This is a genomic window from Thioalkalivibrio sp. HL-Eb18 (genome assembly GCF_000364985.1).
Classification (GTDB): domain Bacteria; phylum Pseudomonadota; class Gammaproteobacteria; order Ectothiorhodospirales; family Ectothiorhodospiraceae; genus Thioalkalivibrio.
In genome coordinates this window covers 24,995-48,655 of the sequence record NZ_KB822975.1, presented here as the reverse complement: position 1 = coordinate 48,655, position 23,661 = coordinate 24,995, and the positions used below count along the sequence as shown (strand labels likewise).

Below are 23,661 nucleotides of genomic sequence, written 5' to 3'. Positions count from 1 at the left end.
CCTTGGTCGCATCCACGGTCACCCCGGAATGGATTGATGCCGGGGCCCGCTCCGCGGAAGAACTCCACGCCCTGTATACCGGTCTGGCGGGCTGCACGCCGCCGGAATCGCCGTTGCGTGTGTTGTGGGTGCACTCGCGAGAGGCGCACATCTCCGTGGGCGCCAGCCAGGACCCGGCCGTGGATCTGGACCTGGCCGCCTGCGAGGCCAATGGCGTGCCCGTGGTGCGCCGTCCGCTCGGGGGCGGCTCCGTCTGGGTGGATGCCGACCAGGCCTGTTTCTTCCTGGTTCAGCCGCGCCAGGTCCTTGCCCGTGGCCACCGTCACCTGTTCGCGCTGGGGCTGGGCATCGCGATGGATGTGCTGCGCGAGCTGGGGCTGGAAGGCGTCGAGGCGCGCGGCCAGGATGTCTGGGTACAGGGGCGCAAGATCATGGGTACCGGCGCGGCCACGCTGAACGAGGGTTGTGTATTTGGTGCCAGTTTCCTGCGTCGCTTTCCGGTGGAGCGTTTCCTCGAGTGTGTTTACGAGCCCAGCGATGGCTATCGCGAATGGCTGCGGCCGGCACTGGAGGAGGGCATGACCGATTGTGCCGCGCAGTGCCCCGAGGCGGCATCGACCCCGGAACGCCTGGAGGCGGCTCTTAACGAGGTACTGGAACGCCGCTTTAGCACCCCCGCGCGGCATTACCGTCCACGGCCTGCGGAATGGGACCAGTGGCTGGCGGCCGGGCGCGAGGAGCTCGCCGATCTGGCCGACAGCCAGGGCGGGCCGGCCGTGCGCGACGGCATCCGCGTGAATCGCGACAACCATGTGTTCGAGACACGGGGCCACTGCGGCCGCCTGCGCTTGCATATCGCCGGGACGCACATCGCGCGCATCTGGTGCGAGGACCCGAGCGTGGATCGCGTGCTGCGCGAGACCCTGGTGGGCGAGTCGCCGGAGCGCCTGCGAGTACGCTCGCGCCTGAACGGCCACCTCGACGCGGTGATCGTCGACGAGGTCAGCGCACGCATCGACGGCCTTTACCGGGGGATCGCCGCCGCCTGATCCCGGGGCGCTCCCTGGATATTTCCCAAAGCTTTGCGAGGCGAACCGATGTCCGAACCGACCATTCAGCGCCGGCTGGAGAAACGCCTGATCCTGATGAGCCGCGATCAGGCAATGATCGAGCAGATCGGCGCCGCACTGCCTGACGACTGGCACCTGCACCCGGTGACCGATCTGGAGGACCTGGGTGCCTGGAACGAAGTGCTGCTTTATCGCTTCCTGCTGCTGGATCTGGACGAGATCGAGGTATTCGACCCGCTGGACGTGATCCGCATCCTGCGCATGGAGTACCAGATCAACCTGCCCGTGTTCTGTTTTGGCGGAGACCAGGACATCCGCGACGAGATGCGCCTGGCGCGGGCCGACCGCTTCTTCGACCGGGGCGAGATGGTCGAAAAGCTCCCCGAGTTCATCCGCATGTACGACTGGGGCTGAGCGCCCCCATCAAAAAGGCCCCGGGCGTGTGCCTCGGGGCCTTTTTGATTCGCGGATCCGCGTGATGCGGATCGCGGAGTATGGCTCCTAGCCGATCCAGGCGTGCTCCAGCACGTCGATGCGGATCTTCTCGTGGTAGGTCTCGCCATTGGCCTCGATCACCAGGTCGCCCATGCGGGTACCGGCGGTGTCGAAGCTGAACTTGCAGTCGAAGGTGCCCGGCAGGGACACGCTGCTCTCGCACAGGGCCTCGCCTTCCACCGAGAACTTGCACTGGGCGGTGCCGGAGCCGTTCAGCACGGCCTGCACCCGGAATTCCTCGTTGATCGGGCGCCGGTAGACCTCCGGATCGCGATTCGGGTTGTACTGCAGGTTGTTCAGCTTGACGAGTTTGACAAGTTTCATACCGGGTCCTCTATTGACGCGCTGAATCCGAGTTGCGGGCGCCTTCACCTGCCCGATCCCGTACCGGGAAGGGCGTTTGGTTCATGGAAGTGCGCAGGTTCGATAGAATATAAACAGCCAATGATACAACAAAGCCTGCGGGAACACGACGGGACACCGCGCAGCCCCGTGAATCCGGCGGAGGGTAACGCCGCTCCCGCGCATACACCAGTCCCGGCCCCTGTGGCTGGCATCGGAGACTCCATGAAGAACCTGATTAACCGCATCCGCGGTGTGGAACGTGACGTGATCGAGAAGCCCGGCGACGCGGGCGATGCCCCGTTCTACAAGGCCCAGGGCGACGAGATCGAGATCTTTCAGGCCGCGTACTCGAAGCGCCTTCCGGTGATGCTCAAGGGCCCGACCGGCTGCGGCAAGACCCGCTTCCTGGAGCATGTCGCGCACACCCTCGGCCAGCCGCTGGTCACCGTCTCCTGCCACGAGGACCTGACCAGCTCCGACCTGGTCGGCCGCTTCCTGCTGGAGGGCGAGGAGACCGTCTGGCAGGACGGCCCGCTGACCCGTTCGGTCAAGGAGGGCGCGATCTGCTACCTCGACGAGATCGTCGAGGCGCGCACCGACACCACCGTGGTCATTCACCCGCTGACCGACCACCGTCGCCAGCTCCCGCTGGACAAGAAGTCCCAGATCATCGACGCGCACGAGGACTTCATGCTGGTGATCTCCTACAACCCCGGTTACCAGACGGTACTGAAGGATCTGAAGCCCTCGACCAAACAGCGCTTCGTCGGCATCCACTTCGATTACCCGGCCGAGGATGTCGAGCGCGAGATCGTGGCCAAGGAATCCGGCGGCCTGGATGCCGATCGCGTGGAAAAACTCGTTGCGGCCGGCCGCAAGGCGCGGGCCCTGAAGGACCACGGGCTGGAAGAGGCCACCTCCACCCGCGCGCTGGCCTATGCCGGCGAATTGATGCAGGCCGGGCTGAGCCCGCGCGTGGCCTGCCGCGCCGCGATGATCGCCCCGATTACCGACGACCCCGAGCTGATCCAGGCGCTGGAAGAGATCTTCGACGCCCACTTCCCCGAGTCCGAAGCCGCGTGAGCGATCACGCCCGCAACAACGGCGGGGCCAACACGGAAGCCGAAGATCTCGTCGAGATCGAGGAGATCCTCCAGCACCTGGAGGACATCAGCTTCGTCGCCCACCGCGACACCAAGGAGGCCCTGCCGGCCATCCGCGCGTTCGGTGCCGCCACCGCGCGGCGCTGGATCGAGACCGTGCGCGAGCTGTTCTTCCACGACCGCGAGGCCGGCAAGAGCTTCATGCGCCATTCCGCGCGGCTCGCGGAGCATATGCAGACGGTGGACCTGTGGCTGGAACAGGCCGCCCGGTTCAAGCAGTGGGTCAACTCCGCCGATGCCCTGGAAGGTTTCATGGCCCAGGCCGATCGCGTGTATGACGCCTGGGGCGGGGCCGGCGAGCGCGAGTGGGCCGAGATCGGTCTGCGCTGGTGCGAACGCAGCCTGCCCGATGCCCGCGCCTACTTCGAGACCCCGTTCGACAAGCTCTCCGCCGGGCGCGGCATCGAGGGCCTGCGCGCGCTGATCGAGCCGGCCGAAACGCTGTTCGACGAACGTGGCCTGACCCTGGATGCCTACCTCGAGGGTGCCCCGATCGCCCGCAATCTGGTCGGCGACGCGGGGTTGCTGTCCTGGGCCCGGCGCGGCGCGGACCTGCTGAAGGCGGGGCGCTCGCGTGGCGAGGCGTACTTTCGGCTGGAGAGCGACGAGAGCCTGAAGCTTCTGCTGGAGGCGCTTCCAGGATTTCGCCCGCGCATGCATGGGCGGTTCCTGCGCCTGGTCCTGCTGGCCTGGCTGGATGCCGACATCCCGCTGGCCGATTCCAGCTGGAAGCCGGGCGAGGGCCGCCCGATGCTCGAAACCGACGGCCGGCGACTGTACATGCCGGCGGTAATGGACTCGCGCGAGGAGGCGATGGTCGCCACCCAGCACGCGGCCGCGCATTTGGCCTTCGACACCTATGCGCACACCGATGTCGAGCGGCTGTTCGAGCGCGCCGGGGCCGAGCATCCGCCACTGGATGATCGCTCGCGCATCACCTGGCGCCCGCTGTTCGCGCCATTCGAGGCGCGCATGTTCCGCTTCCAGGTGCTGTTCGACCTGGCCGAGGACCTGCGCGTGAACGCGCGCCTGGCCCCGCGCATCCCGAACTTCCTGCCGCGCCTGGTGGCACTGGCCGAGGTCCACGGTCGCCCGGAGGGTGCGGCCGCCGTCTACTACGACTTTGCGCTGCGGGCCCACCAGGCCCTGCTGCGCGACGAGCCGCAGGACCCGCGTCTGGCGCGCGTGCTGGAGCCGGACGCGGACGTCGTGACCGCCTGGGCGGTCGGCGAGGAGCTGTTCGCCGACGAGGCCTTCCCCGAGATCACCATCGAGGAGCGCGCCGAGGCCTATCTGCCCGGGCTGTCGCTGAACCAGTCGCTGCCGGTCTACCCGCAGCGCAAGCGCGACGGCAGCCTGGCCGACTTCCGCGACCACGAGGCGCACGACGAGCACCGGTTCGAGCACCAGAAACAGGAAGAGCAGCCGCAGCAGGCCCCGGAGCAGGCGCAGAAGGACCCGGATGCCGACATCCAGACCCCGCAGCAGGAGACCTCCGGCACTGGCGGGCGCATCGGTACGGGGATCCCGCAGCCGGCCCAGGTGGCCAAGCGCGCCGCGCCCTACACCCCGAAGAAGGACGGCATCCCGTATCCCGAGTGGGACTACCGGGAGCAGCGCTATATCTCCGACTGGGTGAATCTCTACGAGCGGGTGCTGGACGACGAAAACCCGGAGCTGGCGGCCACGATCCTGTCGGAGAACGCCGATACCCTGAAGCGCCTGACCCGTGGCCTGGAGATGCAGCGCCCGATGCGCCTGGCGCCGCTCAGGAAACAGCTCGACGGTGACGAGCTGGATACCGAGGCGGTGATCGACTACATCGCCGACAAGAAGGCGGGGCTGTCACCCAAGGCCTTCATCTACCGCCGCCGTGCGGTGCAGCACCGCGATACCGCCGTGCTGATGCTGGCGGACATGTCCACCTCGATCATGGCGCGTCACCCGGGCGGGCAGGGCAAGATCGTCGACCGCGTGCGCGAGGGGATGATGCTGTTCGCCGAGGCGATCGAGAAGGTCGGCGACCCCTATGCGATCTCCGGCTTCGCCTCCAAGCAGCGCGACCAGGTCAACTACTACTGGCTGAAGGACTTCAACGAGGACCTGAACGACACCGTCCGCGCCCGCATCGCCGGGGTCTCCGGGCGCCTGGCCTCGCGCATGGGCGCGGGCATTCGGCACTCGCTGGAGGCGTTCAAGCGTAGCTCGGCCCAGCGCCGGCTGCTGCTGATCCTGTCCGACGGCCGCCCGGCGGATTACGACGACGGCGGCGACCAGCGCTACCTGCACGAGGACACGCGCATGGCGATGAAGGAGGCGGTGGACGCCGGCGTGCACCCGTTCTGCATCACCCTGGACCCGTCCGGCTCCGAGTATCTGCCGGCCATTTTCGGTCCCGGCCACTACACCATCATCGACCACGTGGACGAGCTGCCGCGCCGTCTGCCCGAGATCTACCTGAGGCTGCGCCAGTGAGTGCCACTCCCGAAGCCATCGACGCGTCCAGCAAGGCCCCTGCTCGGCACTCGGAGCCGGCCCGCCGTCATGCCATGCTGCTGCATGCCCCGCGCTATCGCGGGCACAGCTACGGTGACAACCACCCGCTCGGGATCCCGCGCGTCTCGCTGACCATCGACCTGATCGAGGCCTATGACGCGATCACACCGGCGGAGATGGCTGTATCGCGGAAGGCACAGCCGGCCGAGCTGGAATGGTTCCACACCCGCGAGTATGTGGCCGCGATGCAGCGCGCCGAGGCGCTGGGCAAGGTCTTCCAGCGCTACCGCGACCGCCACAACATCGGCAACTTCGAGAACCCGTTCTTTGCCGGTTTCTACTCCACCCCGGCGACCGCCACCTGGGGTTCCATCCAGGGCGCCGAGGTGGTGCTGGACGGACGCATGGCCTTCAACCCGGCCGGCGGCATGCACCACGCCGCCCCCGACCAGGCCCGCGGCTTCTGTTACTTCAACGACCCGGCACTGGCGATCCTGCGCCTGCGCCAGGCCGGGCAGCGCGTGCTCTATCTGGACATCGACGCCCACCACGGCGACGGGGTCGAGGCCGCGTTTACCCGCGACCCGGACGTGCTCACCGTCTCCCTGCACATGGACACCGAGTATGGCTATCCCTTCGAGGGCGGGCGCATCGAGGACACGGGGCCGCTTGGCAACGCCGTGAACCTGCCGCTGCCGAAGGAGACCAACGACAGCGAGTTCCGCGCCGCCTTCACGGCCGTCTGGGAGGCCGTGCGCACCCGCTGGCAGCCGGATGTAGTCGTGGTCCAGGCCGGCACCGATGCCTTGTTGCCGGATCCGCTCGGCAAGTTCGGCATCTCCACCCAGTGTTTTCTCGCCTGCATCGACGACGTGATCGAGACCAGTCCGCGCCACGCCGACGGCACACCGAAGCTGCTGGTCCTGGGGGGCGGTGGCTACCACCCGCTGGCGTTGGCGCGCTGCTGGACCGGGGTCTGGGCCCTGCTGACCGGTCGCGAGCTCCCCGCCACAATCCCGGAGGTTGGCCAGGCCCTGCTGCGCGAGGTCGACTGGGACATGGACGAGGAAGATGAGTGGTACGAGTCCCTCTTTAACTCCCGCCTCGATGCGGATCGCACCGGTCCGGTGCGCGACGAACTGCGCCGGCGCCTGGAACGGCTTCTCGGCCAGCACCCCCTGTTCAACGTTGAGTAGGGTTCCGCACCGAGTCCTGGGCTCGATCCGCTCGTGGCTGTGCCTACTACGGTTCCCGATGCACTACCGGTTGGCGCGATAGTCGCGTTCGATGAAACGCAGCAGTTCGCTCGTCTCCCGAATCGTGGCGCGCTGGATGCGCGTCTTGCCGATGAAGCCGGGCACCCAGAAATCCGGTTCGATGTGCATGTGTACCGTCAATTGGGTCCCGTGGGCCGCGGGTTCCAGTTCCCATCGCGTGGAGCCCGCCCGCAGGTTGCTGTGTTCCGGATCGACGTCGGCGTCGATGCGGTCGGGGTAGTGTTCGGTGACCCGTTCGTGGCGCCGAATGGTCCGGCAGAACACGAACACACAGCTATCGACGACGCTTTCCACCACGACTTCGTCGTCGGTTTGCGAAACGACGCGGCTCGTGCGGATGGACTGCGAGTAGCGGTCCAGTGCGTTGTAGTCGGTTAGATACGACCAAAGCGCCTCGGGCGGCACGTCGACGAGGAAGGTGACTTCGAGCCGGTACTCGTGGTCGTGGGTGTCCAGTTGCTGATCCAGGACATCCACGGCCGTGGCGTGACCGCTGGCGAGCCACCCGATCGAAGCGGCCAGGACGATGACGGGCAACGCTCGCATGACAGGTACCTCGTGAGGTTGCTGCGCGAAACGGGGCGGCCGCGCGATATGCGGGTTTACTGTTCGATCCCCGAGTCCGTCCCGGGTTCATTGCCTTATCGCATCGGTTGGCTCGTGCTGGACAGCGGCGCATCGCGTATGGGGAGTGTCGCCAGCAGGGCGAGCAGGCCGACGAGATGGAGCGCGATCAGGGCCACCCGATAGTGGCCGGTCAGGTCGACTCCAAGGCCTGTGAGTACCGGGCCCAGCGCTGCGCCGAAGGCCACGGCGGTATAGGTCAGGCCCAGCATCCGGCCCAGGCTGTACAGGCCGAACAGGCGGGCAAGGATCGACGGGGTCAGGGCGATGTATCCGCCATATCCAAACCCCAGTACGACCGCGAACAGCACGAGGGCGGGATAGTCCTCCGCCGTGGCCCAGATCAGGAAGCTCAGGCTGATCAGCACGAAGCATCCGCGATAGAGGTTCATCAGGGAATAGCGATCCCCCAGCATGCCGATCGCCAGCCGCCCGATCACGCTGGCCAGCCCGATGATTCCGACCAGACCCGCCGCACGCAGCGGATCGATGCCGCCCGCCTCGGCCGCGGGCGGCAGGTGCACGAACGGTACGTACAGGATCGTATTCAGCAGAAAGGTCGCCAGGTAGAGCTGGGCGAAGCGGCGCCCGCCCCAGCGGGTGGTGGCGGCGTGGGTGCCATCCGGTGCGCGCCCGGGCCGCGGATACAGGATACCGGCCAGCGGCAGGACAATGGCCGCTGCGAGCGCGTAGAAATAGTATGTCGAGCGCCAGCCATGGAGATCGATCAGCCAGGCGGACAGCGGCGCGAAGCCGAGTACGCCCAGCCCGATCCCGGATACCGCGATACCCAGGGCCATGGAGCGTCTGCGGGCAAACCAGCGCCCGACCGCGGCCACGACGGGCACGAATACGCAGCTCGCCCCGATCCCCACCCCCAGGCCATAGGCCAGGTAGGCCTGCCAGAGCTCGCCGGCACGTGCCGTCCCGACCAGCCCCGCCGCGATGAACAGACCACCCGCAATGAGCAGCGGCCCCGGGCCGATGCGGTCCGACAGGGGGCCGGTCACACCACTCAGGCCGAAGAACAACAGTGCCGTTAAAGAAAAGAACAGCGCGGACCCGCCGTGCCGTGTACCGAACTCCTGCGCCATGGAGGAGAAAAACGCCCCGTAGCTGTACGCGATGCCAAAGGCCACGAACAGCGCCACAAGGGAGAGCCCGCAGGCGAGCCAGGCGGTCGGGGAATCCAAGGAGGGGTCGCCCTGGTGCTGGCGTGGACGGAGGGTCATCGGCGACCCAGCAGGCGACCGGCTCCCTTGCGGGTCTGGCGCCAGATCTGGCGCCAGCTTCGGGACGACGGGTGGCGCAGCAGCCGCGTCTTGCGGGTTTGCTGCATGGCCGGGATCAGCGTCTCCAGTTCGGCCGTCAGGGTGTCGATGTTGTACGGTGTCGCGCCATCGAGCCGGGCCGGGATGACCTCGTGTTCGGGCAGGCCGAAGTCCGCGGCGATCGCCTGGCGGGCGGCTGCGATGTTCTGTGCCTTGGGTCGGTCTCCCGGCGGGTCGATGGCATACGGTGGCTCCCACTCGCGTGCGGGGGACAGGCGATCGATGTGGCTGGCCACGATGCGAATGGGCGGCTGGCGTCGGTCCGGGCGCTCCGCAAAGAAGCGCCGTACGGCTTGCAGGGCCTCGTGGTCGGGGGAGCGGTCGGCCTGGTGTGCCGGCGTGACCCAGAGCACCAGATCCGCCGTCTGGGCGGCATCAACCAGGGTATCCACGTCCATGCGGTCGCCAAGCCCCGGGGTGTCCACTAGCAGCAGTTCCTGGCCGTCCGCGAGCGTCAGCAGGTAGCCCTCTTGATCGGCGGTCAGCGGCAGCACGTCCGTGGCCGCGCGGTATGCCCCCAGCAGCGCGTTGATCAGCGTGGATTTGCCGGCCTGTGGCTGGCCTACGACCAGTATCTTCGGCCGGCCCGGGAATGCCTCCTCCGCGGGGCCGCTCGCCCGGGCTTCCTGGTCGGCGATCTCGGCCAGGGCGTCGGCATCGTGCTGCAGGCGGCCGGAGTAGAGCTCGATCGCGGCGCGTCCGACCTCCTCGATCCAGATGCGCGCGACCCGTCGCAGCAGGTATTCGCGTGCGCTGCCGGAGAGCTCGTTGAAGAAGCGGTCGCGCAGCTCCGCGGCCAGGGCATGCAGGGGATTGGCCAGACGCGCGATACGGTAGGCCTTGTAGGCCGTGCGCCCGTAGGACAGCCCCGATGCCACCATGGGCCGGTAGCCCCAGACACGCAGGATCTGGCCCATGCGCAGGCGATCCGACAGCGGTACCTCCTCCAGCAGGATCTTGCGCAGCCGGGCGCTGATTCGTTCGCTGAGCAGCAGGGCCTCGGGCACGGTAAATTCCCAGATCGGGTCTTCCTGTTCCGGGTGATAGTGTGCGGCCACCGTGCGCAGGGTTTCTTCGCCCGCCTCCCGCAGGCGGTCGTAGTCGGTGACGATGTCGCCGCTGGCCTGCTCGCTCAGGCGCATCACCTCGGCCCAGGCGGCGTGCTCCAGTGGCGCCCAGTCGCCATCGGCGGGGCGCACGGGCTCGGTCGTCCGCTCGCGGGTGTGGACCTTGATCCGGTGGCGCGCCCACAGCGTCATGCCCCATACGCTTCCGGCGGCGATGGCGGCTGCGGCGATCCAGATCAGCAGGGCATTGTGTTCGTAGAGCCAGAGCAGACCCAGGGCGAAGGCCACCAGAAAGGGCGACAGCAGCAGGAGCGCGGCGAAGGTGACGCCCGTGACCTGCAGGCGGGTAAGCCAGCGGCGTTTCATGGCGTGTCGCTCCCCGAGGGCCCGGCCTGGCGGTGCCGGGCGAGGTTCAGGGCCTCGCGCAGGGCATCGCGGTAGGCCTGTTCCACCCCGGCGGTGGCCTCGCGGCCGTCATGCCGACGGGCCAGGTAGTGGCGTGCGGCGTAGCCCAGCGCATAGGTGGTGGCAAAGCTGGTAGCGGCCGCCGCCGCGGCGCCCGCGGTCTGGCCGTAGACCGGGACCAGCTTGCCGACCTGCCGGGCCCCGTGGCTGAGGCCCAGGCCGAGCAGGGTGCTGGAACCGAGCGCCGCGGAGAACTCGCTCATGCTGCGGGAATCCCAGGTGACCCCGTAGATACTGGCCAGGCTGTGCAGCAGCTTGCCCTGGACCGCCGGCACGGAGAACAGGCCCAGTAGCGGCACGGCATCGGTGGTCGCGGCCACGCTGGCGTAGCCGAGAATGTGCGATCGGGCGCGCAGCCGACGGGCATCACCGCCTGCGGACTGGCGCAGCCCCTGCAGGATCACCCCCATGCGTTCGGGAGCCAGGCTCTCCAGGGCGTCGAGCAGGGCGTCCAGGCCGTAGTGGGTCGGAGTGAAGCCCTCGTCCTCGGGCGTGATGTCGACGGGCACGATCTGCATCGGGCCGGTCCCGGGCAGGTTGCGAAAGGCCTCGGCCTGGGTGCGGCGCGCGCGGGCCAGTTCCTCCAGTCCGGGGCTGCGGTCCAGCTCGGCGTAGGGCGGGTGATCGCGCCCGTCGGGATAGCCCTCGTGCAGGCAGGTCTGCACCACCAGGACCGGCCAGTTCGGGTGCCGGCGGCGAATGTCCCGCAGGGCATTCAGGACGGGTTCCTGCTGCAGATCCATCGCGCGCGCCACGGCGACCACCATGTGCGCGTGGCCCGCGAGTTCGGCGAGATCCTCGTCGGGCTCGTAGGCGACCTCGCCCAGGCCTCGCGTGTCCAGAAAGCGCAGCACCGGCGCCTCGGCCGGGAAATCATAGGCGCGTGCGGTCCGGGTGCAGCTCTTGAAACCAGTCCCGATCGCCACGTCGGAGTCGCCGGTGATCGCGCGCACCAGCGTGCTCTTGCCCGACTGCACCTTGCCCAGCAGCCACAGCACCGGCGCCTGTTCGCGCGCGCGTTCGGCCACGATGTCGGCGTCGGGTGCCTCGGCCTCGGGTTGCAGCACGGCCTGCATGATCTTGCGCCAGCCGAGGCCCTTCGGCAGGCGGAGGGACTGCCAGGGCAGCTTCATGCTGTGATTCCGTTTCGCGGCATGGAAACCTTTCGTTAGTGAAGAGGGCGCAACCGTGCAGGGCTTGTGAGCCAGCCCGCCGCTCAGTGTGCCATGTGTCGGCCAATGTTCGCGGCGGGCGCGGTACACTGAAATGATGAGCAATACCTCCGAAGGCGACCTGTTTGGTCCCGATGCGGGCGGACTGCCCCCCGAGCCCGAACCCGCCGCACAGGGCCCGGACCCGAATGCACCGCTGGCCGAGCGCATGCGCCCGGCGCGGCTGGACGAGATGGTGGGCCAGGATCATCTGGTCGGCCCCGATGCCGCCTTGCGCCAGGCAATCGAGCAGGGGCAGACCCCATCGATGATTCTGTGGGGGCCGCCGGGCTGCGGCAAGACCACACTGGCGCGTCTGGTGGCGGCGGCCGGTGCGCAGCGCCTGGTCACGCTGTCGGCGGTGCTGGCCGGAGTCAAGGACGTCCGTGCGGTTGTCGATGCCGCGAAGGCACGTCGGCGCAACGGGGTCGGGACGCTGCTGTTCATCGACGAGATCCACCGCTTCAACAAGGGCCAGCAGGATGCGCTGCTGCCGCATATCGAGGACGGGACGCTGACCTTCGTCGGCGCGACGACCGAGAACCCCTCGTTTGCGCTCAACAGCGCGCTGTTGTCGCGGGCCCGTGTCTATCGCATGGAGTCCGTCGGCGCCGAGGCGATCGAGGCGTTGATTGACCGTGCGCTGACCGATGCGGAGCGCGGACTCGGGGGGCGCAGCCTGCGGCTGGAGGCGACCGAGCGCCAGCAGCTCGCCCGTGCGGCCGATGGCGACGCCCGACGCGCCCTGAACTGGTTGGAGACGGCCTCGGACCTTGCACGCGATGGCGAGATTACCGCCGAGGCCCTGCGCGCAGTGATGGGTGCGCAGAGCCTGGCCTTCGATCGCCAGGGCGATGCCTTCTATGACCAGATCTCCGCGCTGCACAAGTCGGTGCGCGGGTCCGATCCCGGCGCGGCCGTGTACTGGCTCACGCGCATGCTGGATGCCGGCTGCGACCCGGATTATCTCGGCCGGCGCCTGCTGCGCATGGCCTACGAGGACATCGGGCTGGCGGCCGTGGGGCTGGGGGCGCGGGTGCTGGCGGCCTGGCAGACGATGGAGCGCCTCGGACGGCCGGAAGGCGACCTCGCGCTGATCCAGGCGGCGATCGAGCTGGCCGCCGCCCCCAAGAGCAACAGCGCCTATGCGGCGTTGAACGAGGTCCGGGCCAGCATCCGCGAGACGGGCAGCCCCGGCGTGCCCCTGCATCTGCGCAATGCTCCCACGGAGCTGATGCGCGAGGAGGGTTTCGGCGCCGGATATCGCTATGATCATGATGAACCGGACGGTTTCGCGCGCGGGCAAGTCTATCTGCCCGAGGGGCTGGAGGATCAGCGCTTTTATCGGGCGAAACGCGAGGGCACGGAGCGCGCGCTGGCCGAGCGGCTGGAGCGGCTGCGCGGCGGCGAAGGCTAGGGGACTATGCAGGTACAGCATCCCAAGCGCTGGTGGCTGATGGCGGCGATCCTGCTGGCAGGCTCGCTGATCTGGGTGGCGCTGACCACCGAGTGGCCGGAACTGCTGCTGCCGCTGGAGGACGTCGAGGCGTGGCTGGCCGGCTGGGGGGCGGGCGCCTACATGGTGTTTGTCCTGGCCTTTGTCGTCCTCGCGCTGTTTCCGTTGCCCAGTACCTTCTGGATCCTGCTGGGAGGGGCACTGTTCGGGCCGTTCACCGGTGGGGCCCTGAGCCTGCTGGCGGCCACCGTCGCCGCGATCATCGCGTTCATGCTGGCGCGCACCTGGCTGCAACCCTGGCTGGAACCGCATCTGGGTCCGCGCAGCGCACGGCTGCGCGAGGATGTGGAGGCCGAGGGCTGGCGCGTGGTCGCGCTGACGCGGCTGGTGCCGGTGTTCCCATTCGCACCGACCAACTACGCCCTGGGCCTGGTGCGCATGCCACTGACCGTATTCACGATTACGACCCTGGTCGCATTGATCCCCAGCCTGTTCGCCTATGCCTGGCTGGGACACGCCACGCGCGAGATGGTGGCAGGCGATGCGGACAGCCACGTTCAGCTGGGGCTGGCGATTCTCGCCGTGCTGGCCCTGCTGCTGTTGCTGCCTCGATTGCTGCGCCGGATCTGGCAGGGGCAGAAATCCGTCCAGTCGCTGGCCTGAACCCCACGCAACCATGTCGCGGGAGTTGCCCTTCCTGTCCGTGATCGTACCGGCGCTGAACGAGGCCGAATCCCTCCCGTCCTTGCTGGATGCGCTGGGCGAGATCCTCGACTGCGAGGTGTTCGTGGTCGATGGGGGAAGCACGGACGGGACCGTCCAGCAGGCGGAGCAACGTGGCGTGACCGTGCTCCCCAGTGCACCGGGGCGGGCACGGCAGATGAATACGGGTGCCGAGCGCGCCCTTGGTGAGGTGTTCTGGTTCCTGCATGCCGACACCACGTTTCCCGACGGGGCCGGAGTGGCGGTGCACGCCCTGCGCGACGCCGTGTCCCGAGGCGATCGTGCCTGGGGGCGTTTCGATGTCCGCCTGTCGGGTCGTCGCGGGATATTCCGGCTGGTCGCCGCAATGATGAACCTGCGCTCGCGTCTGAGCGGGATTGCGACCGGGGACCAGGGCATCTTCATTACACGCGCGGCGTTCGATGCCGTGGGCGGCTGGCCGGATCAGCCGCTGATGGAGGATATCGAGCTTTCGCGGCGGTTGAAGCGCTCGGTGGGGCGCCCAGCGTGCCTGCGCACGTGGTTGGTGACGTCGTCCCGGCGCTGGGAGCAGCAGGGCGCATGGCGCACGATCTGGCTGATGTGGCGGTTGCGCCTGGCCTACTGGCTGGGTGCAAACCCGGACTGGTTGGCGCGACTGTATCGTGGCGATGTCTGACCGTCGGCCGTCGGATATGCTGCGGGTGCTGGTCTTTGCCCGCGCGCCCGAGCCGGGCCGGACCAAGACCCGGCTGATCCCCGCGCTGGGTGCCGAGGGCGCCGCACGGCTGCACGAGCGCCTGCTGGAGCACGCGCTGGACGTGGCCCGTCAGGTCGCACCCGACCATGTGGAGCTGTGGTGCAGTCCGGATCCCGACCATCCGTTCCTCAAGCGTTGCGCCGAACGCTTTGGCTGTTCCCTGCGCAGGCAGGTGGGTGACGACCTGGGGTCGCGCATGCGTCATGCGCTGGAGGCGGGTCCGTTTCCGGCGCTGGTGATGGGCTCCGATGCCCCGACGCTGGGTGTCGAGGACCTGATCGCTGCCCGTGAAGCCTTGGCCGGAGGACAGGACGTGGCACTGGTCCCGGCACTGGATGGCGGTTACGTGCTTCTGGCCACCGCGCGACCCGTACCCGGGCTGTTCGAGGCCATCGAGTGGGGCAGCGACCGGGTGCTGAAACAGACCCGCGAGCGGGCGCGGTCGCAGGGCCTGGTCTGGGCTGAGCTGGAAGCGCGAGCCGACATCGATCGCCCGGAGGATCTGGCGCACTGTCCGCCAGCTCTCCTGCGTGGCATAACAACGCCTTGAGAGCGGATCTCCTGGAGCCGTGTCCCGGTGCAGTCGCAAGCCGGGTCAGGCTTCGGGTAGGATGCGCGCCATGAAAGCCTTTGTTGCCTGGGTCGACCGTGCCCCGTTGTGGTTGTTCATTCTGTTTGTGGCCACTCTCGGGTTGTCGCCGTATGTCCCCGAGCCGCACATCGTCGAGAAGATCCGCTGGCTCTTCCAGGGCGAGCTGATCCGTCCGCTGGATATCTTCGACCTGATCATGCACGCCGTCCCCTGGCTGCTGATGGCGTTCAAGCTCTACCGCATGAGTATTGCGTCGAAAGGCGCTTCCTGACTCGGCGTCTCCTTGAGGCTTGTGGGAACTCGACGGTCCCGGCTAGGGTCGCTACGGTGCCTGCCACTTTGACGTGACCAAGGAGAGTCCCATGCGCTTTATTGTTTCTGTCACTGCCGGTACCGACGACCCGACCCGCGCCACCCTCGGCATGATCGCCGCGAACGTGGCCAAGCAGCAGGGCCATGACGTGACCGTCTGGCTGCAGGGCGAGGCCGTGAACATCGCCAACCGCAATGTCTACGACAAGATCGTCGGCCACAACATGCCGGCGATGAAGGACATCGTGGATTCGCTGGTCGAGGAAGGCGTCCCGTTTTGGGCCTGCGAGGCCTGTTCCAAGGGTCGCGACGTCGGCGAGCACAATTTCCTGCCGAACGCCGAGATGGCCGGGATGGGGCAGTACGTCCAGGCCGTTGCCGATTTCGACCGTTCCATGAGCTTCTGATCGAGCGGGCCGGTCCGCGGGCGGGGATGTGATCCCCCGCCCGTATTTGCCCGCACCCTGGCCGCCAGCCCCTCGAGCTGGCACATCGCATGCTTGGTTTGTTCCCGGAACCATCCGCGGACGGCGAGCATGCCCCAGAACACATCCCCGAGTTTTTCATTCGAAGAGGCCATTGGCGATTTCCTGGTCGCCTCGCGCAAGTGCGAGGTCGTGAGCCTGGAGCGCCTGCTGGAGGCCGTACAGCTGGTCGGGCGCATCCGCGCGCTGGTGCATCAGCTCCAGCGCGAACGCGGCGCTTCCAGCCTCTGGATCGGCTCCGGTGGCCAACGCTATGCGGACGAGCTGGCGCAGTACCGAGCCGAATCCGATACCACCGCACGAGCGTTTCGCCAACACCTCGATGGCTGGCTGGAGCCGGGGGCCTGTGCCCACGCTCGCAGTCGCCTGCTGGGGCGGATGGCGCTGGCCCTGCATGGCCTGTCGGGTCTGCCCAGCCTGCGGGCGGAGGTCAGCGAACGGACGCTCTCGCCGATGGAGGCGATGCGCGGTTTCAGCGAGCTGATCCGGTCGCTGCTGGCCGTGGTGTTCGAGGCCGCTGATTCGGCCACCGATCCGGAGGTCTCGCGGGCCCTGGTGGCTTTGCTGAACTTCATGCAGGGCAAGGAACTGGCGGGCCAGGAACGCGCGATCGGGGCCGCCGGCTTTGGCGGGGGCGCGTTTGATGGCGAACTGCGCCAGTCCCTGCTGCACCGGATCGATACGCAGGAGCGATCGTTCCGGATCTTCTCCGAGTTTGCTCCGGAGCCTGCCTGCTTGGCCTGGCAGGCACTGCAGGGAGCGGGCTTCGTGGCCGAGGTCGAGCGCCTGCGCCGTCAGGCCTGCACCCAAGACGATTCCCGGGGCGATCCCCGCCCAGACCCGGCCCCCGCCGAGGCCTGGTTTGCCTGCACCACCGCGCGCATCGACGCGATGAAGGAGATCGAGGACCTGCTGGAGATGCACCTGAACGAGCGCTGTTCGGCACGTATCACGGCGGATCGCGCGGACCTGGGTGCCGTGCGTGACCGGGTGGAGCAACTCGCCGAGTCGGAGCTGCGCGACAGTGTCCCGTATGCGGTGTTCTTCGGCGCGCCGGAGGGCCTGGAGAGCACGCAGGAGGAGGGCGAGACCGTACTCAACGTCCCGATCGTCGGGCACTCGGTGATGGACCTGGTGCAGCGCCAGGCGACCCGGCTGCAGTCGGTGGAGGACGAACTGCATGCGGCACGCCAGGCCCTGGCCGAACGCAAGACCATCGAGCGCGCCAAGGCGCTGCTGATCCAGCACCGCGGCCTCAGCGAGGATCAGGCCTACAAGCTCCTGCGCCAGACCGCGATGAACCAGAACCGGCGCCTGGCCGAGGTTGCCGAAGCGACCGTTGCGATGTCCGACCTGCTGACGAAGGGCCTGTAGGAGCCGCCTTGGCGGCGAAGCCCCTGCCAAAGTCCGGCGCGGGCAAGGGCTTCACCGCCAAGGCGGCTCCTACGGCGGGTTAGGTCGCCCCCTGGCGGCGCACTATTGCAGGTCAAGTGCACCGCAAGTGCGCCCCAGGCTGGTGCCTTAGGGGTCGGCTTCCGGACTTGGGGCTTCCCGCAAGCGTTCGACCCGGTTTTCGAAACTATCCGAATTTTCCGCGCCACGTGGCGATTCTGGCCCGTGGGGTCGATTAGTAACGGCTAATTGGCACACCTCCTGCAGGAGTATCGGCAAGACGAGCCAATGGCGGTTCGTCGCCTGACAACAGGGAGACCCGATGACCGGGCCTCCCACGGGACTGGACAAAGGCGTCCATCACCCGGCTGCACAAGCGGCCGGGCTGATGCGACGCCTTTTTTCGTTTTTGGATGAGTTGGCTGACAAGGGGAGTGAACCCGCAATGACCGATCACACGCATGACACGAAGAACACCGCTGGCCTGTCGCGCCGTCGTTTCCTGGGCGGTATGGCCGTCGGGATCGGTGCGACCGCGCTGGGCGTTTCCGGGGCTGCGCCCTGGGGCTATGCGAAGGCCGGCAACGGGAAGCCGGAGACCACCGAGGCGAAGCTGGGGTTCATTGCCCTGACCGATGCCGCGCCACTGTTCGTCGCACTGGAGAAGGGATTTTTCGCGGACCACGGCATGCCCGACGTGCAGGTGCTGAAGCAGTCTTCCTGGGGCACGGTGCGCGACAACCTCGAGTTGGGTTCCCGGCGCGGCGGGATCGACGGCTCGCACATCCTGACGCCGATGCCGTACCTGATCCACCGGCGCGGTACGCCGATGGCAATCCTCGCGCGGCTGAATCTGGCCGGGCAGTGCATCTCGGTGGGCGATGAGTACGCCGATCTGAAGGTCGGCCTGGATACCGACGAGTTCAAGACCGCGCTGGCGGAAAAGCGCGCCGGGGGCGACGAGGTGCGCGCGGCGATGACCTTCCCCGGCGGTACCCACGATCTGTGGATTCGCTACTGGATGGCGGCCGGCGGGATCGACCCGAACCGTGACATCTCCACCATCGTCGTGCCGCCGGCGCAGATGGTCGCCAACATGCGCGTCGGCTCCATGGACACCTTCTGTGTCTGCGAGCCCTGGAACATGCAGCTGATCAACCAGGGCATCGGCTATACCGCGAACACCACCGGCGAGCTCTGGCACAACCATCCGGAGAAGGCACTGGGCATGCGCGCGGACTGGGTGGAGGCGAACCCGAATGCGGCCCGCGCCCTGACCATGGCGGTGATGGAGGCGCAGATGTACTGCGAGGATCCGGCGAATATCGAGGAGGTCGCCGAGATCTGCTCGCGCCGGCGCTACATCCATGCCCCGTACGGCGACATCATCGACCGCATGCAGGGGCACTTCGACTACGGCACCGGTCGCGTGGTCGAGGACCACCCCGACCGCATGCGCTACTGGAACGATCAGGCCTCTTATCCCTTCAAGAGCCACGACCTGTGGTTTCTCACCGAGGACATCCGCTGGGGCTACCTGCCGCCTGACCTCGACATGCAGGCCCTGGTGGACGAGGTCAACCGCGAGGACATCTGGCGCGAGGCGGCCGACACGCTCGGCATCGACTCGGCCGACATCCCTGAATCCACCTCGCGCGGCAAGGAGGAATTCTTCGACGGCAAGGTCTTCGACCCGGAAGACCCGCAGGCCTACCTCGACAGCCTGGAGATCAAGGACATCGCGTCCTGACGCGGTGGCCCGACGACACCTGTACCGACGATTCAAGAGGATTTCGTGATGAGTGCCATTCTGGACCGCACCATGACCTTCGGCGCCGAGCGCGAACGCTCGGCGGGCGAGGGCAAGACACAGGGCCGGCCGCTGGAAAGCCAGCCGGCCACCCCGGCGGCCAGGCCCGGCGGCGCAAGCGCCGCGGTGGCCCCCGAGGCCTGGGCCCGGCGCCTGCGCAATACAGCCGCGGTGGTGGTGCCGCCGCTGGTCGTTACGGCGCTTTTTTTGCTCATCTGGGAGATGATGGCGTCCTCCCCGGGCGCCCTTCTCCCCGCCCCGAGTCAGGTGATTACCGACACCTGGGAACTGATCGTCAATCCCTTCTATGACTACGGCGGCAACGACGTCGGCATGGCGTGGCAGCTGCTGGCCAGCCTCGAGCGCGTGGCCTACGGCTATCTGCTGGCGGTGGTCGCCGGGGTGGGTCTGGGTGTGCTGGTGGGCCAGTCCACCTGGGCGATGCGCGGACTGGATCCGATCTTCCAGGTGCTGCGCACCGTGCCGCCGCTGGCCTGGTTGCCGATCTCCCTGGCCGCGTTCCAGGCCAGCAATCCGTCGGCCATCTTCGTGATCTTCATCACCGCGATCTGGCCGATCATCATCAACACCTCGGTCGGCATCCGGAACATCTCGCAGGACTACGTGAACGTGGCCCGGGTGCTGCGCCTGAACGGTCTTGAGTACTTCACCAAGATCATGCTCCCGGCCGCCGCGCCGTATGTCTTCTCCGGTCTGCGCATCGGCATCGGCCTCGCCTGGCTGGCGATCGTCGCCGCCGAGATGCTGATCGGAGGGGTTGGTATCGGCTTCTTCATCTGGGATGCCTGGAACGCCTCCATGCTCAGCGACATCGTGCTGGCCTTGGTCTACGTCGGCCTGGTCGGCTTCTTCCTCGACCGTCTGGTTGCCATCGTCGGCCACTGGGTTACCCGCGGCACGCAGGCCGGCTGAGCCGGCCCCTCACAGGAGAAACATCATGACGAGCTACCTCTCCATCGAACACGTCCACAAGACCTTCGGCGAGGGCCCTTCGGCCACGGAGGTGCTGCGCGATGTCGACCTGCACGTGGACCGTGGCGAGTTCATCTCCATCATCGGCCACTCCGGCTGCGGCAAGTCGACGGTGCTCAATATCGTCGCCGGGTTGCTGGAGACCAGCCCCGGTGCGGTGATCCTGGACGGCAAGGAAGTGAGCAAGCCGGGCCCGGACCGCAGCGTCGTGTTCCAGAACCACTCCCTGCTGCCCTGGCTGACCGTGCGCGACAACGTGGCGCTGGCGGTGGACAAGACCTTCAAGGGCACCAAGTCCGCCGCCGAGCGCCGCGAATGGGTGCTTCAGACGCTGGACATGGTCGGCATGAGCCACGCGCTGGGCAAGCGCCCGGACGAGATCTCCGGCGGGATGAAGCAGCGCGTGGGCATCGCCCGGGCGCTGGCGATGGAGCCGAAGGTGCTGCTGATGGACGAACCCTTCGGCGCGCTGGACGCGCTGACCCGGGCGCACCTGCAGGACGAGGTGATGCGCATCCAGTCGGAGCTGGGCAACACCGTGCTGATGGTCACCCACGACGTGGACGAGGCAGTGCTGCTGTCCGACCGCATCGTGATGATGACGAACGGCCCGGCCGCGACCATCGGCGAGATCCTGGAGATCGACCTGCCGAAGCCGCGCGAGCGCCTGGCGATGGCCGACAACGCGCAGTACAACCACTACCGGGCCGAGGTGCTGCGCTTCCTCCACGAGCGTCACAAGAACCCCGAGTCGGAGGCCGCCTGATGGATACCGCGAACGAGAAACCGCGGCTGGTCCTGATCGGCAACGGTATGGCCGGGATGCGCACGGTCGAGGAGCTTTTGAAGCTCAAGCCGGACATGTACGACATCACCGTGTTCGGCGCCGAGCCCTGGGGCAACTACAACCGCATCATGCTCTCGCCGGTGCTGGCCTCGGAGAAGACCGTCGACGAGATCATGCTGAACGACGATGCCTCGTATGCCGAACGCGGCATCACCCTGCACAAGGGCCGGCGCATCGAGCGGATCGACCGTGTCGGTCGTCGGGTGATCGCCGAGGACGGCACCGAGGCGCCCTATGACCGCCTGCTGCTGGCGACCGGCTCCGATCCGGTGATGATCCCGGTGCCGGGTGCCGATCTCGATGGTGTGGTGGGCTTTCGCGACATCCATGATGTCGACGCGATGCTGGCCTCCAGCCGTGAGCACAAGCGCGCGGTGGTCATCGGCGGTGGCCTGCTGGGGCTGGAGGCCGCGAACGGCCTGATGCGCCAGGGCATGGACGTGACCGTGGTGCACCTGATGGATCACCTGATGGAGCGCCAGCTGGATGCCGTGGCCGCCGGGATGCTGCGTGGTTCGCTGGAGGCGCGTGGCATGCGTTTTCGCATGGCGCACCAGACCGAGGCGATCCTGGGCGAGGACCGCGTCACCGGCGTGCGCTTCACCGACGGCAGCGAGGTCGCAGCGGATCTGGTGGTGATGGCGGTCGGCATTCGCCCGAACACCGCATTGGCCGAGTCCGCCGGGCTGCACTGCGAACGCGGCGTGGTAGTGAACGACACGATGCAGACGTATGACCCGGCGATCTACGCGGTCGGGGAGTGCGTGCAGCATCGCGGTGCCACCTACGGCCTGGTTGCGCCGCTGTGGGAGCAGGCGAAGGTCTGCGCCAACCACCTGGCCGAATACGGCATCGGGCGCTACGAGGGCTCGATGACCTCCACCAAGCTGAAGGTGACCGGGATCGACCTGTTCTCCGCCGGCGACTTCACCGGCGACGAGACCACCGAGGACCTGGTGTTTCAGGATGCCGCGCGCGGCGTCTACAAGCGCCTGGTGCTGAAGGACAATCGCATCCAGGGGGCCGTGCTCTATGGCGATACCCTGGACGGCTCCTGGTACTTCCAGTTGATGCGGGACGGTACGCCGGTGGCCGACATCCGCGAGAACCTGCTGTTCGGCCAGGCGCATATCGGCGACTCCGGTCATGGCGACGAGGCCTCGCGCGTGGCGGCGATGCCGGACAACGCCGAGATCTGCGGCTGCAACGGCGTGTGCAAGGGGGATATCGTCCAGGCGATCAGCGAGCACAAGCTGTTCACGCTGGAGGACGTGCGCGCCCACACCAAGGCCTCGAACTCCTGTGGCTCCTGCACCGGACTGGTCGAGTCGCTGCTGGCGACTACGCTGGGCGGCGACTACTCCGACGCCCCGGCGAAAAAGCCGGTCTGCGCCTGTACCGACCACAGTCACGACGACGTCCGCGCGGCCATTGCCCGCGATGGCCTGAAGTCGATGCCGGCGGTGTTCGAGGCCCTCGACTGGAAGACCCCGAACGGCTGCCATGTCTGCCGTCCGGCGCTCAACTACTACCTGCTGGCGGCCTGGCCGAAGGACTACCAGGACGATGCCCAGTCGCGCTTCATCAACGAGCGCGCGCACGGCAACATCCAGAAGGACGGAACGTATTCCGTCGTGCCGCGCATCTGGGGCGGGGTGACCACCCCGGCCGAGCTGCGCGCGATCGCCGAGGTGGCCGAGCGCTACCAGGTGCCCACGGTCAAGTTCACCGGCGGCCAGCGCATCGACCTGCTGGGGGTGAAGAAGGTCGACCTGCCGGCGATGTGGCGCGATCTCGGCGACGCCGGGTTTGTCTCCGGCCATGCCTACGGCAAGGCCCTGCGCACGGTGAAGACCTGTGTTGGCTCCGAGTGGTGCCGTTTCGGCACCCAGGACTCCACGGGCCTTGGCATTCAGCTCGAACGGATGAGCTGGGGATCGTGGACGCCGCACAAGTTCAAGATGGCCGTCTCCGGCTGTCCGCGTAATTGTGCCGAGGCCACGATCAAGGACCTGGGCGTGGTCTGCGTGGACTCGGGCTACGAGCTGCACGTGGGCGGCAACGGCGGGGTGAAGGTCCGCGCCACCGACTTCCTCTGCAAGGTGGAGACCGAGGCCGAGGTGCTCGAATACGCCGGGGCCTTCATGCAGCTCTACCGCGAAGATGCCCGCTACCTGGAGCGCACCGCCCCGTGGATCGAGCGCGTCGGGCTGACCCGGGTGAAGGAACGCCTGGTGGACGACGCCGAGAACCGCGCCGCGCTGTACGCCCGCTTCCTGGAGTCGCAGGAGGTGGCGCAGGTGGACCCCTGGGCCGAACGCGCCGCCGGGCATGCGGCGCACGAGTTCATCCCGATCAAGCCGGTGGACGCGCCCCCGCGCCAGGGGGTGTCGGCATGAGCTGGCTTGCGATCTGTCCGCTCGAGGACATCCCGTCGCTGGGTGCGCGCGTAGTGGCGGGCCCGAACGGAGACATCGCCGTGTTCCGCACAGCCGATGACCGCGTGTTTGCCCTGCGCGACCAGTGCCCGCACAAGGGTGGGCCGCTGTCGCAGGGCATCGTCCACGGCGAGCGCGTGACCTGCCCCCTGCACAACTGGGTGATCGACCTGCAGTCCGGCGAGGCCACCGGGGCGGACAGTGGCTGCACCCATGCCTTCCCGATCCGGGTGACCGACGGTCAGGTGTGGCTGGATCTCTCCGGCGCCTCGGCCAATTCCGCGGACGATCCCGCGGCAGTGCCGGTCGCCTGCCGCGAGGCGGGCTGAG

General features: G+C 67.7%; 22 protein-coding genes. 17 read left to right on the top strand and 5 right to left on the bottom strand.

The features are described 5' to 3' along the window. Positions 1 to 2: 2 nt before the first annotated feature. Positions 3 to 1,049: a lipoate--protein ligase family protein gene (locus tag F813_RS0111555; protein WP_017926696.1), complete on the top strand. Its 1,047-nt coding sequence runs from the start codon at positions 3 to 5 to the stop codon at positions 1,047 to 1,049. A gap of 48 nt (positions 1,050 to 1,097) precedes the next feature. After that, complete coding sequence (locus F813_RS0111550) at positions 1,098 to 1,484, top strand: hypothetical protein (RefSeq protein WP_017926695.1); 387 nt, start codon at positions 1,098 to 1,100, stop codon at positions 1,482 to 1,484. A gap of 87 nt (positions 1,485 to 1,571) precedes the next feature. Here the strand turns inward: F813_RS0111550 and F813_RS0111545 are convergent, their stop codons facing one another. Then, positions 1,572 to 1,889, bottom strand: a complete 318-nt coding sequence (locus F813_RS0111545) for a hypothetical protein (RefSeq protein WP_017926694.1) — start codon at positions 1,887 to 1,889, stop codon at positions 1,572 to 1,574. Between the two features lie 243 nt (positions 1,890 to 2,132). Here F813_RS0111545 and F813_RS0111540 point away from each other — a divergent pair, with 243 nt between their 5' ends. Genes F813_RS0111540 through F813_RS0111530 form a run of 3 tightly spaced genes read left to right on the top strand, consistent with a single transcriptional unit; the run spans position 2,133 to position 6,765 of the window. Continuing rightward, a complete protein-coding gene (locus tag F813_RS0111540) occupies positions 2,133 to 2,993 on the top strand; it encodes a CbbQ/NirQ/NorQ/GpvN family protein (RefSeq protein WP_012982064.1) in 861 nt (286 codons plus the stop codon). Further along, positions 2,990 to 5,548, top strand: coding sequence for a nitric oxide reductase activation protein NorD (locus tag F813_RS0111535; protein ID WP_017926693.1), 2,559 nt, complete (start codon positions 2,990 to 2,992; stop codon positions 5,546 to 5,548). Before F813_RS0111540 ends, F813_RS0111535 begins: the two co-directional genes overlap by 4 nt. After that, positions 5,545 to 6,765, top strand: coding sequence for an acetoin utilization protein AcuC (locus F813_RS0111530; RefSeq protein ID WP_026148269.1), 1,221 nt, complete (start codon positions 5,545 to 5,547; stop codon positions 6,763 to 6,765). Before F813_RS0111535 ends, F813_RS0111530 begins: the two co-directional genes overlap by 4 nt. 63 nt (positions 6,766 to 6,828) lie before the next feature. On the opposite strand, the gene F813_RS0111525 is transcribed toward F813_RS0111530, so the two are convergent. The 4 genes from F813_RS0111525 to F813_RS0111510 all read right to left on the bottom strand — a co-directional run bounded on the left by F813_RS0111525 (position 6,829) and on the right by F813_RS0111510 (position 11,466). Next, positions 6,829 to 7,392, bottom strand: a complete 564-nt coding sequence (locus F813_RS0111525) for an SRPBCC family protein (protein WP_017926691.1) — start codon at positions 7,390 to 7,392, stop codon at positions 6,829 to 6,831. 95 nt (positions 7,393 to 7,487) lie between these two features. Continuing rightward, entirely contained in the window at positions 7,488 to 8,702 is a 1,215-nt protein-coding gene (locus tag F813_RS0111520) for an MFS transporter (RefSeq protein ID WP_017926690.1), read from the bottom strand. After that, on the bottom strand, positions 8,699 to 10,234 hold the full coding sequence (locus F813_RS0111515) for a GTPase family protein (protein ID WP_017926689.1): 1,536 nt from the start codon (positions 10,232 to 10,234) through the stop codon (positions 8,699 to 8,701). Before F813_RS0111515 ends, F813_RS0111520 begins: the two co-directional genes overlap by 4 nt. Next, complete coding sequence (locus tag F813_RS0111510; protein WP_017926688.1) at positions 10,231 to 11,466, bottom strand: GTPase family protein; 1,236 nt, start codon at positions 11,464 to 11,466, stop codon at positions 10,231 to 10,233. Before F813_RS0111510 ends, F813_RS0111515 begins: the two co-directional genes overlap by 4 nt. A 133-nt stretch (positions 11,467 to 11,599) precedes the next feature. On the opposite strand from F813_RS0111510, the gene F813_RS0111505 reads away from it, so the two are divergent. The 12 genes from F813_RS0111505 to nirD all read left to right on the top strand — a co-directional run bounded on the left by F813_RS0111505 (position 11,600) and on the right by nirD (position 23,660). Further along, a complete protein-coding gene (locus F813_RS0111505) occupies positions 11,600 to 12,961 on the top strand; it encodes a replication-associated recombination protein A (RefSeq protein WP_017926687.1) in 1,362 nt (453 codons plus the stop codon). A gap of 6 nt (positions 12,962 to 12,967) precedes the next feature. Next, entirely contained in the window at positions 12,968 to 13,663 is a 696-nt protein-coding gene (locus F813_RS0111500) for a TVP38/TMEM64 family protein (RefSeq protein WP_017926686.1), read from the top strand. Positions 13,664 to 13,676: 13 nt separating this feature from the next. After that, on the top strand, positions 13,677 to 14,381 hold the full coding sequence (locus F813_RS0111495; RefSeq protein ID WP_017926685.1) for a TIGR04283 family arsenosugar biosynthesis glycosyltransferase: 705 nt from the start codon (positions 13,677 to 13,679) through the stop codon (positions 14,379 to 14,381). Continuing rightward, positions 14,374 to 15,012 carry a TIGR04282 family arsenosugar biosynthesis glycosyltransferase gene (locus tag F813_RS0111490; protein ID WP_026148268.1) on the top strand — a complete coding sequence of 213 codons (639 nt, stop codon included), beginning with the start codon at positions 14,374 to 14,376 and terminating at the stop codon, positions 15,010 to 15,012. The genes F813_RS0111495 and F813_RS0111490 overlap by 8 nt, the downstream gene beginning before the upstream one ends. Positions 15,013 to 15,082: 70 nt before the next feature. After that, positions 15,083 to 15,325, top strand: a complete 243-nt coding sequence (locus F813_RS0111485) for a hypothetical protein (RefSeq protein ID WP_017926683.1) — start codon at positions 15,083 to 15,085, stop codon at positions 15,323 to 15,325. Between the two features lie 91 nt (positions 15,326 to 15,416). After that, positions 15,417 to 15,773, top strand: coding sequence for a DsrE family protein (locus F813_RS0111480; RefSeq protein ID WP_017926682.1), 357 nt, complete (start codon positions 15,417 to 15,419; stop codon positions 15,771 to 15,773). Between the two features lie 129 nt (positions 15,774 to 15,902). Beyond that, positions 15,903 to 17,225: a nitrate regulatory protein gene (locus tag F813_RS0111475; protein ID WP_026148267.1), complete on the top strand. Its 1,323-nt coding sequence runs from the start codon at positions 15,903 to 15,905 to the stop codon at positions 17,223 to 17,225. Between the two features lie 463 nt (positions 17,226 to 17,688). Then, positions 17,689 to 18,993, top strand: coding sequence for a CmpA/NrtA family ABC transporter substrate-binding protein (locus tag F813_RS0111470; protein WP_017926679.1), 1,305 nt, complete (start codon positions 17,689 to 17,691; stop codon positions 18,991 to 18,993). A 48-nt stretch (positions 18,994 to 19,041) separates the two neighbouring features. Continuing rightward, positions 19,042 to 19,986 (top strand): nitrate ABC transporter permease, encoded by a 945-nt coding sequence (gene ntrB / locus F813_RS0111465; RefSeq protein ID WP_017926678.1) that lies wholly within the window; start codon positions 19,042 to 19,044, stop codon positions 19,984 to 19,986. A gap of 25 nt (positions 19,987 to 20,011) precedes the next feature. Then, positions 20,012 to 20,812, top strand: coding sequence for an ABC transporter ATP-binding protein (locus F813_RS0111460; RefSeq protein WP_017926677.1), 801 nt, complete (start codon positions 20,012 to 20,014; stop codon positions 20,810 to 20,812). Beyond that, positions 20,812 to 23,292: a nitrite reductase large subunit NirB gene (nirB, locus tag F813_RS0111455; RefSeq protein ID WP_017926676.1), complete on the top strand. Its 2,481-nt coding sequence runs from the start codon at positions 20,812 to 20,814 to the stop codon at positions 23,290 to 23,292. The genes F813_RS0111460 and nirB overlap by 1 nt, the downstream gene beginning before the upstream one ends. Continuing rightward, positions 23,289 to 23,660: a nitrite reductase small subunit NirD gene (nirD, locus tag F813_RS0111450; RefSeq protein WP_017926675.1), complete on the top strand. Its 372-nt coding sequence runs from the start codon at positions 23,289 to 23,291 to the stop codon at positions 23,658 to 23,660. Before nirB ends, nirD begins: the two co-directional genes overlap by 4 nt. The last annotated feature ends 1 nt before the right edge of the window (position 23,661 follow it).